Here is a 16,264-nt window from a genome sequence, read left to right as displayed (position 1 = left end):
GAATTTTTAAGTTTTCAGCGGAGCTGAACAATTCTATAATCGCAAGAAAAATTTCCGCTTATCGCGGTCTGGCTTCTGTGAAAGTACATCGATGGGCATTTATCTTACATTAGGAGGGGTTAATCTTGAAATTTCGGAAAAAAGGGTTGAAGAGCCTGGCAGCGACAATTGTAGCGTTCAACGTGCTTGCACTGCCGGCCGTGCCGACCTGGGCTGCTGAAGGCAGCGCTGAGGTAAAGCTGCGTATTATGCAAACGACCGACCTGCATGTGAACCTGCTGAACTATGACTACTATACGGACAAGCCGACAGACGAATATGGGCTTGCCAAGACAGCCACACTCATCAAGCAGGCGAGGGGGGAAGCCAAGAACAGCATGCTGTTTGACAGCGGCGACCTGATTCAGGGCAATCCGCTCGGAGACTATGTGGCGAAAATCGACCCGCTTAAGGACGGAGAGACCCACCCTGTATACAAAGCCATGAATCTGCTGGACTATGATGCCGCCACGCTGGGCAATCATGAATTCAATTACGGACTCGATTATCTTCAGAAAGCGCTTAAGGGTGCCGATTTCCCTTACATCAATGCCAATGTATATGTTGATGACGGGGACAAAGATGAAAGCAATGATAAAAACTATTTTACGCCATACCGGATTATCGATAAAAAAGTCGTTGACGAGGACGGGACGGAGCACACGCTTAAAGTCGGGGTGATCGGTCTGCTGCCTCCGCAGATCAATCAATGGGACGAGGCCAATCTGAAAGGAAAGGTTATTGCCAAAGATATTGTGGAGACGGCGAAGAAATTTGTTCCGCAAATGAAGGCGGACGGGGCGGACATCGTGATTGCGCTCGTGCACAGCGGATATGAGGACACCCCCGAGACTCCGAACATGGAGAATGCGGTTAAATATTTGAGCCAGGTGGACGGCATTGATTCCATCCTGTTTGGCCATGCTCATAAGGTGTTTCCAAGTGCAGCCTTTGAAGGCATGTCAGGTGTTGATGTGGGAGCCGGAACGATTAACGGAATGCCGGCTGTTGAATCCGGTTACTGGGGGGACAACCTGGGTGTTGTCGATCTGGATCTGGAATTGAAGGATGGCAAATGGACTGTCGCGGACTCGCAATCCGTTGCCCGCCCGATCTATGACAAGACCAGCAAAGCATCCCTGGCTGAGCCGGACCCTGATGTAGTGAAAGCCGTTTATGAAGAGCATACCAAAACGCTGGAGTATGTGCGCGGACCGGTTGGTAAGACAACTGCACCGATCAACAGCTATTTTGCCCTTGTTGAGGACGACCCTTCCGTTCAGATCGTAACCAATGCGCAGAAATGGTATGTGGAGCAGAAGCTTGCCGGAACCGAGTATGCAGGACTGCCGGTGCTGTCGGCGGGGGCGCCTTTCAAAGCAGGCGGACGTTCGGGAGCTTCCTATTATACGAACATTCCTGCAGGAACAATCGCCATCAAGAACGTGGCTGATCTCTACGTTTATCCGAACACGGTATATGCCGTGAAGCTTACAGGAGCCGAGGTAAAAGAGTGGCTGGAATGGTCGGCAGGGCAGTTCAATCAAATCCATCCGGGACAAAGCGGCGAGCAGCAGCTGATTAATAACGATTTCCCGACCTATAACTTTGATGTCATTGACGGGTTAACCTATCAGATTGATGTGACCGGGCCGGCGAAGTATGATGGCAAAGGAGATGTGGTGAATCCTGCCGCCAACCGGATCAAAAATCTGAGCTATGATGGCAAGCCGATCGATCCCGAGCAGGAGTTCATCGTTGCCACGAACAACTATCGGGCATCTTCCTCCAAGCTTGCCAACCCGGACGGGCAGCGGATCGTCCTGGCTTCACCGGATGAGAGCCGTCAGGTCATTATTGATTACATCAGTGAAAATGGCAGCATTAACCCGTCGGCTGATGGCAACTGGTCTATCGCGCCTTTTGGCGATGCTGATGTAACCTTCGTTTCTTCACCGGATGCCAAGTCCCTGGCTTCCGACACCTCAAGCATCACTTATGAAGGGGCAGGAGAGAATGGTTTTGCCAAATACAAGCTGTTGTCGGCCACAGCTTCCGGAGAATCGGAAGAAACAGAACCGGAAGACACGCCCGCCGCTCCGGTGACACCGACAGCACCGCCGGCTTCCACGCCAGCTGCTCCAGCCAAGCCGGCTCCGGCAACGCCGACGCCGTCCGGGTCGTCCTATACCATCCAAAAGGGTGACAACCTGTACAGAATCGGTTTGAAGTTTGGAGTTAGCTGGGAAGAAATAGCGGAGCTGAATGGAATCGAAAATGTCTATCGTCTGCAAATCGGGCAGACGATACAGATTCCGTGACATAGGTTTGATCCAAAAAAGCCGGCGCAAATGCCGGCTTTTTTGTCGAACAACCTTATAATAAGTAGGGTCAATCTACCAAAGGCAGTGGGAATAAATCGAATATAACACAAATATATTAGTGAAAGGAAATGAAAACATTACTTGAAAAGATCGAATTTTGGCGAATTCAACCAATAAAATAGTTCTTTTGTGCTATTCGGCATGCTATAATAAAGCGGAAATAGGAAAAATGTTCCGGAGGGATTGTCTAATGAATTGCAGCAGCTGTAGCGGTATACTGCCTTTCGACGATCACGGATTGCTAAGATTCCGCCCAGCTGTCCCATCGCTCGTAGAAGTGCTCGGTCCTATTTTTAGCAAAATGGAAGTTTTGCCCGATGATACAGTACAGCTGAGATATTCAAACAGGGAAGAGTTAGTAGGGCTCTTGAAGCTGCTCGCAATGACAGGTCAAGATGAGTCAGGTGGTGTGCTTGTGCATTTGTCCAAAGCGGAGGATCGTGGTGTGGACGACTCCTGGGCTCCGCCGGAAATCGTAAAGTCCAGAGTCGAGAACAGTGAAATGGTGCATTTGATTTTACAACGCTGCTTTATGAGTTATATGCAGCCTATTGTAAATCTTGACACCAGGATAATCGGATATGAATTTTTACTGCGTCCGCTGCCTGATGTAAGGCCATTTTCGCCTATAGAGCTATTTAAAGTTGCCCGCAAAACAGGCCTGCTCTCTTTCCTTGACAATGCCGCCCGGATCTCGGCCGTCGAAACGAGCGCACGCTGGCTTCCCAAGGGCATTAAAAGATTCATCAATTTTCTGCCTTCTTCGATCAATGATTCGCATTATTGCCTCAGCCGTACGTTCGATGCGATTGACCGGTTGGCGCTGAATCCGGAGGACTTTGTATTTGAAGTGGTGGAGACGGAGCGGCTAGACGACATGAAAGTGATCCAGCACATTTTCGATGAATACCGCAGCAGAGGAATGTCTGTGGCACTGGACGATCTTGGTGCGGGTTATTCGACACTTGAAGCGATGAACAGGCTCCAGCCTGATTATGTCAAAATTGACCGCGCCATTATCGACGGCTGCCACAAGGATGCGGATAAGCAGCGCCAGATCAGCCAGATTGTCGAATCGGCTGGCCGCTTTGCGGGTCAGGTGCTTGCCGAAGGTATTGAGCGGTGGGAGGATTTTGAGTTTTGCCGGCAAGCAGGGGTTTCGCTCGCCCAGGGTTATTTATTCGGTAAGCCCGAGGAGAGGCCTGTCAGCGGGCATCGCGCTGGTTGAGCATTCGTCCGTGGATATACAAAGAAACCTCTCCTTTAGAATGGTTGGGTGGTACCTCCATTTACCAAGGAAAGGTTTCTTGTGTTGTTTTTTAATATGGCTTACAGCAAGATCTCCGTTACTTTTCCGCCTTCAAAAACAAGCGCCTTAAAATAAAAGGATTTGTCACCATATACCCATACCTCTACACCTGATTCCTTGCTTATCGATGTTGGGCGGCCCCAAGCAAATTCAGCCTGCGTGGTATTCATTCCGAAATCGACTTCGTTATTTTTGATGCTGTTCCACGCAGCGGTTGACCAGTTATACTTCTGATAAGGGTTGTAGGTCAGGAATTGATCCGAATCGGACAGCATGTCCGGTATACGGGAAGCACCGATTTGCGACGGAGTTTTATAAATTTTTCCTCCCGGGTTTCTGAATACGACGCTGAAGGAGCTAACGCCTATGGCGTCATAGCTAACCTCTATATCCTGGATAGTGACTTTTTCAAAACGCTCGCCTGCATTGTAGTAATTGTTCACCCAATAGCTTTTGCCGATCAGATTAACCAGATTCCCAAGCTCGATGGATTTTTTGATTTTCACTGTCGCGGGGGATTCTATGATCAGCTTGGATCCGCCTATGTTTAATATGGCCTGTTGAAGTTTGGTATCCCATTGCAGCGTGCCCTTTTTCAAATCGGATATCAGGCTTCCCGGAAACACCGCTTGTCCGCCTGCCGTTTGCAGTGTTCCTTTCATGGTTACGGGTTTCCCGTTAAGCAGGGCTTCCGCACTGCCCTTTTTCAGTACAATAGTATCCTTGCCCAGTTTAATCGTAAACTGCTGTCCCGCAACCGTAACCGTGCCTCCCAGTGATTTGAAAACCGGCTGCAGAGGCAAATAAGCTTTGCCTTTCAGCATGGCAGCGCCGGTCAGAGGCTGAACGGTTGTAACGGATAATGTAACGGAGGAGGCGAGTCCTCCGGTTTGAAGGTTCACAGCCGTATTTCCTATACCTCGCACCTTAAGTGTACCTGGTTCCTGAAGTTCGGCGACCTCTGTCTGATCCACGATGATTTCGCCAGCCTCGGAATCGCGGACGAGCCGATAGCCGTTTGAATAGGTTTCCTGTACCTGCAGGTGGATCGTATCACCGACAGCTGCATTTGCCGCGCTGCTCATCAGGGAAACGCTGTTTAACACCGGAACATTCAGCGGCGTGCTTTTTCCATTCTGGTACCCGGTCCAGGAACCGTCACGCAGCTGCACAAAAAGCTCGTCTGGTGAATTGACCAGCTTGACCGCATCCGATATTCCGCTCAGCTGTACCGGCTTGTAGCCTGCCATACGATCATAGGTCCATACGGAGCCATCCTGATGGACGGCATAAAGCACATGTGTCCCTTTCTTCCAAACGATGGTGTTGATATCCTGTCCTACTTCAACAGGGTCTTCATCAGTGAGAAGGTCCAGCATGATCACACGACCGCTTTTCTGCAGTACGGCTGCATATGCAGTGCTCATCCGAAGCTCAACGGCATGATCTACATGTCCGACCATTCGGGGCTTGGAGCCGTTGTAACCCGAAGAATACCAAACGTCTCCCGAATTGGTAATGACCGAAAATTGTTCTTCAAGCTTGTCGCCATCTACCACATTGGATAATCCTTCAACCGTTTTTCCGCCGATGAGAACAGAGCCGTCCTTTTTAATAACTAGCCCCTCTCCCGAAATTTCTGAGATCCCCGCAGATTGAGCAGGCATCACAGCCCCACCTGTCACTGTGCTCCAGGATAAGGATTGCCCCTCACCTGTCCAGCCGTAATGGCTGGAACCTTCGCCGGCAGTGATACCCACCAGATTTAAGTGCTCCAGGACGGGCCCGTCGACGCTGGTGGTCCATAATGAACCATCCTCAAGAATATAATTGTTGCGGTCGATCACATCTGTGATTTTGGCGGTTTTCCAGCTGTTCTCTACCACTGCTTGAGCTGCTGATACTGATTTACCAGCCAGAGGTAACGATGCCGTGAAAAGAAATGAAACGGCCAAAACTGTTGCTGCAGCTTTCTTCATATAGTGCTCCTCTTCGTATGTAATCATCTGTATCTTTGGGCGTAGGAAAAAAGGCCCTCTTTATATTTCTTGAGAGCCCATGGAATTTCCTTTATTTACTTTAGGAGGGCAGCATCTTTCGACTTTCGCGTCTCTACTTGAGGGTGGTCACATAGATGCCGAGAGGCGTGCTGGCGCTGCCTGCCACCATGAAGCTGAACGAATAGGAGGAAGCACCTGGTGGCGCGGTGATTTCGGCCAGCCGGCATACTTCTGTATTCGTTCGCATGAGCGGAATGCCGTAGACCTTGCCGTCGATTTTCGCTGCACCGGCGAACGCGCCCCCGCGCGGGTTGGCGTCAATGCGGATCACCCGCTCCTCGTCCGAGTTGTTGACAACCGGGATGGTAACATTGTAGATGCCCCCGAACTGCCCCGGGTTATCCAGCGCCGGCTGCAGCTCGCTGCTGGCTGCCGTGAACAGCAAATCGGCAGGCACGGACCCGTCCAGCCGTCGGGCTGCGCAGGCGCGGTAGTTCGCACTTGTGCCAACGACATATTCCGGCATGACGGCATTCGTCTCGCTGAAGGGCCAGCAGCTTCCGCGCGGATGTGCCTGCGGCGGAGGCATGAGCGGCAGGGGTGCCGAGGTGATCAGGCGCAGGTCGGCGGATGTGTCCTTGCTGACTACCGTGCGCACCTCATAGTCCAGCAGGCCGTGTCCTTCGGCAAATTCCACTGTAAAATCATAGACAAATCCGGCCAAATCACCTTCAGCGGCTTCAAATTGCTCAATCAGTGCGACTCCGCAGCCGAATTTATGCTTGTCTGCGGGTCGGATGCACTCCATCGTTCCTGCCAGACAGGATTTGGCGATGCATTGGCCGACATCGATAATCCAGTTGCCGTCCTCCGGCACAATGCGCAGCTCGCGCTCAATGTGGCGGACCTCCAACCGTTCCGTGGATTTATTTTCCACCGTTACGCCGATTTTGACGGGTCCTCCTGTCTTGTTATAGTGCCAGCCGAAGACGCGGTGTTTTACCGTCTTCTCATCCGTCCGCACCACGTCATGCCATAGCGTGCCATCCTGGCCGGGCACACTTTCAGGCTTGAGCGTTTCGGGATTGTCGCTCAGCATCAGCCTGCGTTTGCCACCCGGGGCGGCCGCGGCCACGTCGATGTTAATATTTCCGGGTACGATGGTCGTTTCGCTTGTCAGATTCTCCTGTTTGCACGTCATTCCGAACTCCTCCAATCCTATTAGTGAGTGAATAACCGTACGATTGCAGGCGGGCATCCTGCAGCTGCCCGGCGGGAGAGCATACTTGCCAGCAATCTGTTGGTGAGGCCCTCTTATTTATATAGGTAATGGGGAAGCAGGTTTAACAACCATTTTTCGAAAATATTTTTTTTCTTTAAAAAACTCACTTGTCAATTTCGCGGAGTTCTCACTCTGTACAGGAAAACAGCCGTTAGACCTACGATGATGATCAATCCGGAGACAGCCCAATGCGTAGTTGATTTATTTGGTGTGGCTGGTGGAGGAGTCTCCGGCAGCGGGGATGCTGCGTTCTTCTGCCCGGTGGGCAGCGATGATGGACCAAGCTCCTGCAAATCGCCTGCAGCCTCGGAAAGAAGGACCGTGCGGTCGCATAAGGTGGTGCGCAGGACGCCGGAAAACTGATCATTACGAGCATAGACGAGATATTGCTGTCCCTCCGTAAACTCATATCCGCAGCTCTCAGATGACATGGCTGTGGTTACGACGGTGGTGCTGCCTATATTGCCCTTCCACACCCGATTCACCTGAAAGGTAACCTTGACGGGATCGCCCGATGAGACGATAAGAGCGGTTCTTTGCTTCAAGGATACGGCTTTTCCACTGAACACAGCCGTGCTCTGTGCTCTGGCTTCTTCTGGAGACGGCGGTTCTGCACAAGAGCAAGCATATACGACCGAAGGTTTGGCGACCAACAGCATACTTAATATTACCGTCGCCCCGAGCAGGGCCAGCAGCGGCTTTCGCCAGACTTTGCTCATAAGCTCAACCCCCTTTTCCCTCCAGACGGAATGAAATGGAAGATTGTTACTTGGACCCAATAAAAAGCAGAGAAAAAGCAGCCCTAAAAATTTCAATCCAGGGCTGCTTGTGTTTAAAGTGCTGCCAATCGTGTTTTGCAACACAGACTAACGATAAATTTTGACCTTCAGCTCATTTAGGCTTTTGAAAATATACCCTTGCTTGCGCGCATCATCAATGATGGAGGAGAGAGCCTCGGCATTGTCTCTGGAGACGGAATGCAGCAAAATGACAGCGCCGGGATGCAGCTGTGACATGACCTGCTGATAAGCATGCCCGCCGCCCTGCTGCCTGTTCGTCTCCCAGTCCCGGTAGGCTGCGGACCAGAACACATTGGTGTATCCGAGCTGCTTGCATGCCTCCAGCACCTTACCGCTGAATATACCGCGTGGCGGTCTTACAAAGCTCATCTCCTGCTGCCCGGTTACATTTGCGACCGCTTCGCGCACCTTGTCCAGCTCTGTGCGGATTTGCTCCGGTGACAGTGTTGTCATGTCAGGGTGGCTCCAGGAGTGATTGCCGATGATATGGCCTTCTTCACTCATGCGGCGCAGGAGCTCAGGCTGGTCGCGCACAAAATGGCCGGTAACGAAAAAAGCGGCCGGTACCTTCTTGGCCTTCAGCACATCAAGCACTTTTCCCGTATATCCGTTCTCATAGCCGTTATCGAAGGTCAGGTACAGCTCTTTCTGTTCTGTGTCTCCCAGAAAGATCGATCCGTTCTCCTGCAGGATATTCATGAAGCCCTCCTGGGCAATGGACGGCAGCTCTCCGTTTTTGCTTTTCTTGAACCCGAAATGATACGGTTGAGCAGAAGAGGCCATTACAGATGCAGTTTCAGAGATGGTGACTGTGACAAAAAAGACAAGTGTCATACACAAAATTTGCTTCAACAGACGCGGCATTCATATCCCCCTAATCCCAAACTTTCGGAGCCTGTGGTGGTTCCGTCTCCTGTTAGCATTTTCAGTTGCTGGATAAATTATGTGGACGATATGAAGGCTCTCACAATTTTTCCGGGGATGCCCATGGACATGAATAAACGTTATAATTGATGCAGGAGAGGCCCGGTCGGGAGGACCGGGTCTTTTTATGAATGAGGGCTTTTTGGCGATGCCTATATTTATAACGAAAGGCATGGAGCTATGAGAAAACAGTGGATCATCTTGTCAGGCTTCTTTTTATTAACCGTAGTTCTTCCTGCTTATTACCTTTTTAACAAAGCGGCCACGAATGTGGAGCTGCCTCGTGCCCGCCAGGGCGTCCTGGATTTGAGTGGCTGGGATTTTTCCAAAAACGGAGCCGCCAGTCTCAATGGAGAATGGGAGTTTTACCCCGGTCAATTATTACATCCCTGGTCCTGGAAAACGGACGGCCTGGAGCATCGGCACCGCTATGCGTCCGTTCCGGGTATATGGGACCCATACATGCCCGGGAATAGCGGAACGGGATACGGGACCTATCGTTTGCTTATCCGTGTTCCGAAGCAGGACAACGAGCTCTTCGGTATACGCACGATCAATATCCGGACGGCGAGCAGCATTTATATCAATGGCAGCCAAGTGGGGACCAGAGGAAAACCGGGAGAGAGTGATCCGTCGTCTGTTCCGGGCAACAGGCCCTATAACGGATATTTCAGGGTGAACGGATCGACTGTTGAAGTGATGATTCACGTATCCAATTATAATTACTATACAGGTGGAATCGTCAGACAGATCATGTTCGGCGAGTATGCCACCATCCGCAACGCGCGGGACATCAGCCTGGGTACTGACCTGATTTTGGCCGCAGGGTTCTTTGTTCCCGGCATATTTTTCCTGTTGCTTTACAGATTTCGCAGGAGGGAGTCCTCACTCTTTTATATGGGCTGTTTCTGCTTTGCAACACTGGTGTACGTGCTAAGTCAGGGCGAAAAGCTCATCGGGGCCATTCCCGGAATGCAGTACGAATGGGTTGTCAGCACCCAATGGGTGTCATCCGTGCTCGCGTTTTTCTTTTTGGTCCGTTATGTCAATGTATATTCGCCCGGAATGGTTCATCCGAGGATTCTTAAGCTTTCGACGGTGGCAACAGTGATATGGACTGTTATGGTTCTCTTAGTACCGACCGTGTCGATGTCCCGTGCGGAGCCGCTGCTGCTTATCTATCATGTGTGCTGGGTAGGGTACGTGGTATACGTCCTGATTAAAGGATTTAACAAAAACAGGCTGGACACTACATTAATGGCGTTAGGCATATTTAGCATTATGATGGTGGTTCTTCTATGTGTTGCTTATTTGCTGGGGCTGATCGATATGCGGGGAGTTGTCTCCTTTGAAACGCTGATATTTATTTTTTCACAGGCTCTGCTGCTGGCCAAACGGTTCGCCGTCACCTTCGAGGAGGTTGAGCTATTGTCACAGCGCCTCCTGACGCTCGATGGGTTGAAGGATGAATTTCTGGCCAATACCTCCCATGAGCTTCGCACCCCGTTGCATGGGATGATCAATATTGCGCAAGGCATGGCTGACCGGAGGGAAGGACGAGAGAATGAAGAGCAATTGCGCAATTTGAAACTGATCGTGTCTGTAGGTAAACGCTTGTCTTTTCTGATAAATGATATTTTGGATTTTTCCAATTTGAAGAACGGGAGGCTTGTTATTCATCCTGCTCCTGTCAACCTGAAAGCAGCGGTGCAATCCGTACTGGAGGTGCTGGAGCATACAGTCGGCGCCAAGGAAATCCGTTTCGTCACCGCGCTCCCGGATCATCTGCCGTACGTGCTTGCCGATGAGGACAGGCTTATGCAAATGCTTTACAATTTGCTCGGCAATGCGGTCAAATTCACCGAACGTGGGCAAATCAAGGTGTCCGCAGCCGCTCACGGCGGGGTCCTTGAAATCAGGGTGGAGGATACAGGCATAGGCATTCCACCGGAGCTTCATGAAGATATTTTCGAGTCCTTCCACCGGGGAGAGCATACGGAGAACATGGCTGTCAACGGCACCGGACTTGGACTAAGTGTGACGAAGCAGCTGATTGAGCTGCATGGCGGGCGCATTTGGGTCGAATCCCAGCTTGGGGCAGGCGCGCTGTTCACCTTTACGCTGCCGGCTGCCGCAGAACATGCCGCTTCAGCTTCTGAACCGGATGCGGTGGGACAAGAGCCGCCGGAGATGGCAAGTGCTGCGGGAAGAGCTCCCCGTTTCGGTAAGAAAAGCAAGTATACGATTCTGGCCGTTGATGATGACAGTGTGAATTTGCATGTGCTGGCTAGCCTGCTGGAGTCGGAGGAATGCAGGGTAATCGCCGTTCAGGATGCCCAGACAGCGCTGGAGCACATTAGCGGCAGCAGGCATATCGATCTGGTGATCACCGATTGGATGATGCCGGGCGTGTCGGGGCTGGATTTGTGCCGGGAAATCCGCAGAAGGTTCTCCATGGCTGAGCTGCCTGTACTCCTGCTTACAGCCCGCAATCTCCCCGGTGACATTCATGCCGGCTTGCAGGCAGAGGCGAATGACTTTCTGCGCAAACCGGTGGATGCCGAGGAATTGCGCGCACGTGTGCGCACCCTGCTTAATTTGCGGGAATCGACCCAGGAGGCGATCCGTTCGGAGATGGCCTTTTTGCAAGCACAGATCAAGCCGCATTTTCTGTACAATGCCCTGAATGTCATTATCTCCGAATGTGCGGAGAATCCGGACCGGGCTATAGAATTGCTGATGGAGCTCAGCCAGTATTTGCGCAGCAGCTTTGATTTCCACAATCGCGATCAGACTGTTCCGCTGTATAAGGAGCTGGAGCTTGTGCGCTCGTACTTGTCGCTGGAACGCGCCCGCTTCGAGGAGCGGCTTCAGGTTGAATTCGACATTGCGGAACAGGCCAAGGCTTTGATCCCTCCGTTATCCATTCAACCCATAGTGGAGAACGCAATCCGTCACGGAATTATGCAGCGCGCGAACGGCGGAATGATTAAAATTTCCATACGCACCCGGGAAAAAGGCATACTTGTTGTCGTAGAAGATGACGGGGTGGGAATACCGCCCGAGAAAGTGGAGCAGATCCTGTCCAGTACCGGGGAAGCGGGCGGTGTGGGACTGCGGAATATCCATCGCAGACTCGTCTCCCTCTACGGAAGCGGCCTTCAGATCAGCAGTGGGCCTGATGACGGGACGATCGTGAGCTTCCATATTCCGCATACCCCGCCTGCCTGGTAACGGGCTCTGGAAACGGAAGTTTTGCATTATGAAATAACGAACCTGCTTGTTCACTTTAAAACGAGACTGCTTGATTATGCAAAAGGTGGGGACGCTAACATGATGAAGGCCATTTTGGTAGATGATGAGAGATCGGCTTTAATCCAATTGGAAAGGCTGCTGCGTGCGGATGGACGCGTCGAGGCGGCGGGAATGTTCAATTCCGCTGCGGCTGCGTTAGAATATCTGGCGTCCGGACGGGCGGACATCGTATTTCTGGATATCGGCATGCCCGAAATCAGTGGTCTGGAGGCTGCTGAACTCATTCAACAGCTGGACATCGACGTTCATGTGGTGTTTGTGACAGCTTATTCGGAATATGCCATTGAAGCGTTTGAGCTGCAGGCCTTGGATTATTTGCTGAAGCCGGTGCATCCCCAGCGATTGGCCAAAACGATCGACCGGATCGCCGGGAAGGCCAAAGAAAGCAAAGAGCCTGTCCCTGTCAGGGAACCCAATGTGCTCTGTTTTCAAAGGCTTGAGATTACAGACAGTGTTACCGGCAGTACTGGCGGCGGGCATTTTAAATGGCGGACGCTGAAATCTCAGGAGCTGTTTGCCTACCTGCTGCAAAATGGACGGGAATGGATCAGCAAGCAGGAGCTGCTGAATATGCTGTGGCCTGATTACACGCCTGATAAGGCCGTGGTCCATTTGCATACCTCCATATATCAAATCCGCAAGGCGATAAAAGAATGGGTGTACGGCACCAAGCTGGAATTCAGTCTGGACAGGTACAGGCTTATCCTTGGCGAATGTACGACCGATGTAGAGGAATTTGAGCGGGGCATGGCGGAAATTTACGCGTCCGGGCAGCCGGACGCGGCCAGGCTGGATCAGGTCCTCGGCTTGTACCGTGGTAATTATTTGGAAGAGCATGATTATCCCTGGGCCTACTCCAAAAGAGAGAAGCTGCGCAGGAAGTATATAAAAGGCGTAATGGACGCCGCGGCAGTTGAAATGCGTACAGGCCACTTCCGGGGGGCAGCCGAGCGGCTGCTGGCTCTGCAGAATAAGGAGCCCTATTCGGAAGAGGTTTGCTGCCAGCTATTGGAGCTGTATGCCCGCATGGGAGATTACAAAGCGGCGGAAGAGCATTACGGCAGTTTCACCAAGCTGCTGGAAGACGATCTGGGCATCCGCCCCGAGCCCTCTACGCGCCAGCTGTTCGAACGGCTGCTTTCACAGCGTCCTCCGCAAGCACTAACCTGAACAAGAAAAAGTGGATGTCCCGATTGTGTCTTCAGGGCATCCGCTTTTTTGCATCTCAAGAGCCAACACTTAAGATTCCAGAAAGAACAAACTTCTTGCTATAATCTTCCTGGAATCGCAAGAAAAACTTCCGCTAAACGCGGTCTGTCTTCTGTGAATGTACGTCGATGGACGTTTTTCTTACGTTAAAGGCACACGCAGCACGGCATACCCGTATCCGGGAAGCCTGGCGTTCAGTACGCCGCTCGAATTGGTCCAGCTGCACTGGCCAAACAGGAGCTCCCAGCCCGTTTCATGGATAGGGAAGGAGACGGCCTGCTCCTTCGTATCCCTGTTCAGGAGCACGATAATAACTTCTTTCGCGCCACGGCGCTCATAGGCGATGGCCGAACCGTCAGCCTGAGCGGAGAGGAACGTGATCGAGCCCTCCGCTCTCAGGACAGGGTAGGACCGGCGCAGTTCAATCAGCTCCTGGTAAAAACGCAGCAATTCGCGGTCCTGCTTTGCTTCATCCCACTCCATACATTTGCGGCAGCCCGGATCCGGCCCTCCGTCCAGGCCGATTTCATCTCCGTAATAAATGCACGGAGTGCCGATGTAGGTAAACTGAAAGACTGCAGCCAGGCGCATCTTTCGCTTATCCCCTCCAGCGAGTGTCAGAACGCGGGGGGTGTCGTGGCTGTCCAGCAAATTGAACGCCACTTCCGTCGCTTGCTTGGGATAACGGGCAATCTGCTTGCCGATCCGGAAGGCAAAGTCTTCGGCATCCGCCTCCTGCTTGATAAAAAAGTCATTTACCGCATAGGTGAACGGATAGTTCATGGTCGCATCGAACTGGTCGCCCTGCAGCCATTCGGAGGATTCATTCCACATTTCTCCGAGAATATAAGCCTCCGGGTTGGCAGCCTTGACCGTTTTCCGGAATTCGCGCCAGAAATCATGATCCACCTCATCCGCTACATCCAGCCGCCAGCCGTCGATGCCGATTTCGCGGGTCCAGTATTCCGCTGCGCCCAGCAAATATTTTTTGACCTCAGGATTCTCCGTGTTCAGCTTGGGCATCATCGGTTCGAATGAAAAGGTATCATATGTCGGCACCCCATCTACGACCCTCAGGGGAAACTGGCGAATGTGGAACCAGTCTTTATAAGCCGATTTTTCTCCCTTCTCCAGCACATCCACGAAAGGGGCAAAGGTGCGCCCCGAATGATTGAACACCGCATCGAAGAGCACGCGAATGCCGCGGCGGTGGCACTCGTTCACCAATTTTTTGAGCGTATCAATATCCCCGAAATGGGGGTCCACCTTCATATAATCTTCTGTATCGTATTTGTGGTTGGTTGTCGCCAGGAATACAGGCGTAAAGTAAATGGCGCTAATGCCGAGCTCGTTCAGGTAGTCCAGATGATCGATCACGCCCTGCAAATCTCCCCCGAAGAAATTCTCCCTGCGCGGCTCTCCCCCCCAAGGCTCCGTCCCCTCCGGATCATTCGACGGGTCCCCGTTGGCGAAGCGTTCCGGGAAAATCTGATAAAATACGGCATCCTTAACCCAGGCGGGAGGTTTTAAAATATCGACCGGGTTGAGGAACGGATATTGAAACATCCGGTCGGGATTTTGCGGCTCCTCCGTGACAAAGCCGTTTTCATTCATCCAAAGCCGCTCATCCCCGGCCTCCAGCATGAATCCGTAGCGCAAACGGCGGAAACAGGGTTTGACCCGGCACTCGTAATAATCAAACATGCTGTCACTGGCAAGCTTGTACATGGGGATGACTTCACGGGTCCGCTCCCAGTCATATTTATCCCCGGTCAGGGCGCAGGCGGCAGTAAGGTCGTTCTTTTTCACGCGCAGACGCAAATAAATGGTCTCTTCATCATAACCGAAGGCCCAGTTCCGTTTCGGATGGTGGTACACGGCTTCAAGCAGCATCATCGATTCCTCCTTCAATTGCCAAGTTTAGAGTTCCGGCGCCTTCATGCTGTTAAACAGGAATTGTGCTTCAATCTTATGTATTCAATATGGACAGATGGACTATTTATTACCCCAAGCAAGAGAGATTGCACCAGATTCATGGGGGAATATTCCACGCGGCAAAAGCGGATAAGACCGTTATCGACCAGAATTGACGTCTGCCCTGACAAAAGCTCTCAGCAATCCGCAATAATAGAATAATTACGCCAAAGGAATTTTATGTACAATCGCCGAAATGGAAAAGCATGTGAAAAGGGCGGGGCAAGCCACCCGAGGCTGTGCGGCCGTCATGCTGGAATGTCGCCCTGTTTAATTTAAAATTACAGGAGGTAATGGCGTATGCAGGAAACTGGAGTCACATCGGAAATTGCCAAGACATTGGGGGTCGGCGCAAGCACCTTGCGGAAATATGCCGCAGCTTTGGAGGAGAAGGGATATGTCTTCGAGCGGGCGGTCAATCAATCCAGAATATATACCGAGGCGGACGTTGACTGCTTTCGTCACCTCAAGTCCCTGCTGCGGGAAAATAATATGACGATGACGGATGCGGTTGAGGCTGTTTTGACAGAGCTTAGGCAGCAGGAGGAGCCCTTGCCTTTTCCCAAGGAGCCATCACCTGATCTGATGGCGCTGGTGGAAGAGGTTACGGCGGCGGTTCCCGTGCTGCATAAGCCTGCTCCTTCTCATGAACAGGAGCATCCCCCTGGTGTGGAGGTCTCCTCCAGCCAGGAGCAGCTTCCTGTTGAGGGTGTCTCCTCCGGTCAGGAGCAGGAGCGTATAGACGCCCTTTTACAGTGGGAAGAGCTTCACCGCCGTATTGCCGAGCTGGAGGCGCAGCAGGAAAAGCTGCTGGAGACGCATAGCAGCCTGACGGCCCAACTGGAGGAACAGCGGCGCTGGATCAAGGAGAAGACGGAGGAAGAAAGGGATCGGCAGCTCATTACGAATCTCCGCAGCTATCAGGGGCGCAGAAAGAAGGCACGGAGCCCGCTGTTCAGCATTTTCGGCCTGCTTCCGCGCAAGAGCAGAGAAGCGTAAATCATGTTCACTAATGAGTTCACCTCTCC

Annotated in this window: 10 protein-coding genes; 5 read left to right on the top strand and 5 right to left on the bottom strand. The window is 52.0% G+C overall.

Annotated features, from left to right (window positions below):
- Positions 1 to 125 precede the first annotated feature (125 nt).
- Both ACE5KN_RS25655 and ACE5KN_RS25650 read left to right on the top strand, forming a co-directional pair.
- Complete coding sequence (locus ACE5KN_RS25655) at positions 126 to 2,360, top strand: bifunctional 2',3'-cyclic-nucleotide 2'-phosphodiesterase/3'-nucleotidase (RefSeq protein ID WP_375526317.1); 2,235 nt, start codon at positions 126 to 128, stop codon at positions 2,358 to 2,360.
- A 445-nt stretch (positions 2,361 to 2,805) separates the two neighbouring features.
- Positions 2,806 to 3,651, top strand: coding sequence for an EAL domain-containing protein (locus tag ACE5KN_RS25650; protein ID WP_375526316.1), 846 nt, complete (start codon positions 2,806 to 2,808; stop codon positions 3,649 to 3,651).
- A 101-nt stretch (positions 3,652 to 3,752) separates the two neighbouring features.
- On the opposite strand, the gene ACE5KN_RS25645 is transcribed toward ACE5KN_RS25650, so the two are convergent.
- The 4 genes from ACE5KN_RS25645 to pdaA all read right to left on the bottom strand — a co-directional run bounded on the left by ACE5KN_RS25645 (position 3,753) and on the right by pdaA (position 8,648).
- Positions 3,753 to 5,711 (bottom strand): stalk domain-containing protein, encoded by a 1,959-nt coding sequence (locus ACE5KN_RS25645; RefSeq protein WP_375526315.1) that lies wholly within the window; start codon positions 5,709 to 5,711, stop codon positions 3,753 to 3,755.
- A gap of 133 nt (positions 5,712 to 5,844) precedes the next feature.
- Positions 5,845 to 6,933 (bottom strand): hypothetical protein, encoded by a 1,089-nt coding sequence (locus ACE5KN_RS25640; protein ID WP_375526314.1) that lies wholly within the window; start codon positions 6,931 to 6,933, stop codon positions 5,845 to 5,847.
- 191 nt (positions 6,934 to 7,124) lie between these two features.
- The gene (locus ACE5KN_RS25635) at positions 7,125 to 7,733 is read right to left on the bottom strand and encodes a hypothetical protein (RefSeq protein ID WP_375526313.1); all 609 of its coding nucleotides are present in this window, start codon (positions 7,731 to 7,733) and stop codon (positions 7,125 to 7,127) included.
- A 147-nt stretch (positions 7,734 to 7,880) separates the two neighbouring features.
- Positions 7,881 to 8,648: a delta-lactam-biosynthetic de-N-acetylase gene (pdaA, locus tag ACE5KN_RS25630; RefSeq protein WP_375526356.1), complete on the bottom strand. Its 768-nt coding sequence runs from the start codon at positions 8,646 to 8,648 to the stop codon at positions 7,881 to 7,883.
- A 270-nt stretch (positions 8,649 to 8,918) separates the two neighbouring features.
- On the opposite strand from pdaA, the gene ACE5KN_RS25625 reads away from it, so the two are divergent.
- Both ACE5KN_RS25625 and ACE5KN_RS25620 read left to right on the top strand, forming a co-directional pair.
- Complete coding sequence (locus ACE5KN_RS25625) at positions 8,919 to 11,972, top strand: hybrid sensor histidine kinase/response regulator (protein WP_375526312.1); 3,054 nt, start codon at positions 8,919 to 8,921, stop codon at positions 11,970 to 11,972.
- Positions 11,973 to 12,071: 99 nt separating this feature from the next.
- Positions 12,072 to 13,223, top strand: coding sequence for a response regulator (locus tag ACE5KN_RS25620; protein ID WP_375526311.1), 1,152 nt, complete (start codon positions 12,072 to 12,074; stop codon positions 13,221 to 13,223).
- 180 nt (positions 13,224 to 13,403) lie between these two features.
- On the opposite strand, the gene ACE5KN_RS25615 is transcribed toward ACE5KN_RS25620, so the two are convergent.
- On the bottom strand, positions 13,404 to 15,155 hold the full coding sequence (locus tag ACE5KN_RS25615; protein WP_375526355.1) for an alpha-glycosidase: 1,752 nt from the start codon (positions 15,153 to 15,155) through the stop codon (positions 13,404 to 13,406).
- Positions 15,156 to 15,536: 381 nt separating this feature from the next.
- Here ACE5KN_RS25615 and ACE5KN_RS25610 point away from each other — a divergent pair, with 381 nt between their 5' ends.
- Positions 15,537 to 16,235 (top strand): MerR family transcriptional regulator, encoded by a 699-nt coding sequence (locus tag ACE5KN_RS25610; protein ID WP_375526310.1) that lies wholly within the window; start codon positions 15,537 to 15,539, stop codon positions 16,233 to 16,235.
- The last annotated feature ends 29 nt before the right edge of the window (positions 16,236 to 16,264 follow it).

The sequence above is a fragment of the Paenibacillus terreus genome (assembly GCF_042138595.1).
Lineage (GTDB): Bacteria > Bacillota > Bacilli > Paenibacillales > Paenibacillaceae > Paenibacillus > Paenibacillus terreus.
The sequence above is the reverse complement of the archived record's forward strand: the minus strand, read 5'-3'. Positions and strand labels throughout refer to the sequence as shown.